Origin of the sequence: Micromonospora sp. NPDC052213 (genome assembly GCF_040679695.1) — a bacterium.
Lineage (GTDB): Bacteria > Actinomycetota > Actinomycetes > Mycobacteriales > Micromonosporaceae > Micromonospora.
Window position 1 is genome coordinate 1 of sequence record NZ_JBFAVI010000368.1, and the last position, 1,244, is coordinate 1,244.

At 72.6% G+C, this 1,244-nt stretch carries 1 protein-coding gene and 1 pseudogene; both read right to left on the bottom strand.

Going from position 1 to position 1,244, the window contains the following annotated elements; all coding sequences use genetic code 11:
- Nucleotides 1-31: 31 nt before the first annotated feature.
- Nucleotides 32-883 (bottom strand): ABC transporter permease, encoded by an 852-nt coding sequence (locus AB0L34_RS34020; RefSeq protein WP_043329061.1) that lies wholly within the window; start codon nt 881-883, stop codon nt 32-34.
- A pseudogene (locus tag AB0L34_RS34025) lies at nt 880-1,244 on the bottom strand (ABC transporter ATP-binding protein); the annotation flags it as partial. The gene AB0L34_RS34020 and the pseudogene AB0L34_RS34025, both read right to left, overlap by 4 nt.

Genomic DNA, 1,244 nt, shown 5'->3' on the forward strand with positions numbered 1-1,244 from the left:
GTTGTGCACGGTCTCGCTCATCGACGCCCTCTCATCCGACCCGCTGCATGGCCCGCTCCCGCCGGGCCGCGACCCGCGAGCCGGACTCCCGGCGGGCCATCCGGCGCAGCACCACCGGGGCCAGCACGAGCCCGAGCACCGCCCAGGCGCCGAGCACGCCGACCGTCTCCAGGTGCCGCCAGGAGCCGCCGAGTTCGACTGCTGCCAGGTCGCCGGGGAGCAGCGCCGAGCGCATGCCCAAGCCTAGCCAGTAAAGCGGGAACACCTGGGCGACGCCCTGCAGCCAGCCGGGCAGGCCGTTGATCGGATAGAAGATGCCGGACAGCGCGATCAGGCCGAAGATCGGCATCACCACCAGGCCCATGTTGCGCGGGTTCTCGATCAGCGAGCCGATCACCGCGCCCAGCGGCAGCGTCGCCACCAGCCCGAGCGGCACCACCCAGGCCAGCGTGAGCCAGGCGCCCGGGTCGCCGAGCCGCAGCCCGTCCAGGAAGAACAGGCCGGGCGTGAGCTGGATGACCACGCCGATCAGCGCGACCGCCGAGACCAGCACGATCTTGCCGACCAGGTAGCCGAGCATGCCGTCCGGGATCGCCTTGGCGCGCAGCAGCGTGCCGTCCTCCCGGTCGATGACGAGCTGGTTGGCCAGCCCGAGCAGGCCGCCGAAGAGCAGGCCCATGCCGAGCGCGCTGGGCAGCGTACGGGCGCCGAGCGAGAAGTCGGTGCCGGGCACCGTCGAGCCGCGCATCCAGAACACCGCGATCAGCAGCACCACGGTGGGGAAGAAGTAGGTCCAGAGATCCTGGCCGTTTGTGAACGTCGCGCGCAGCTCGATCACGCCGCGCCGCAGCCCGGCCCGTAGCGCGTTCGTGGTCGGGTTCATCGGTCCGCCTCCTGCTGCCACACCCGCTCGGCCCGGCCGGTCCGGATGCCGGTCTCCTCCTCGTGCACCAGCGCCAGGTACGCGTCCTCCAGGCTGGCCCGGCGCACCTCCAGCTCGCCTATCCGGTCGCCGTGCTCGCGGAGCAGGTCGCGCAGGAACGCGGTGGCGTCGGGGGTGGCGTGCACGTACCGCTCGCCGTCGCGGGTCCAGCGCACCTCGGCGTCCCCCGCGACGCGCCGGGCGAGCTGGTCGGGCGACCCCTCGGCGATGATCCGGCCGCCGGCCAGGATGAGGATGCGGTCGGCCAGCTTCTCCGCCTCGGCCAGGTCGTGCGTGGTCAGCACGATCGTGGTCTCGTCCA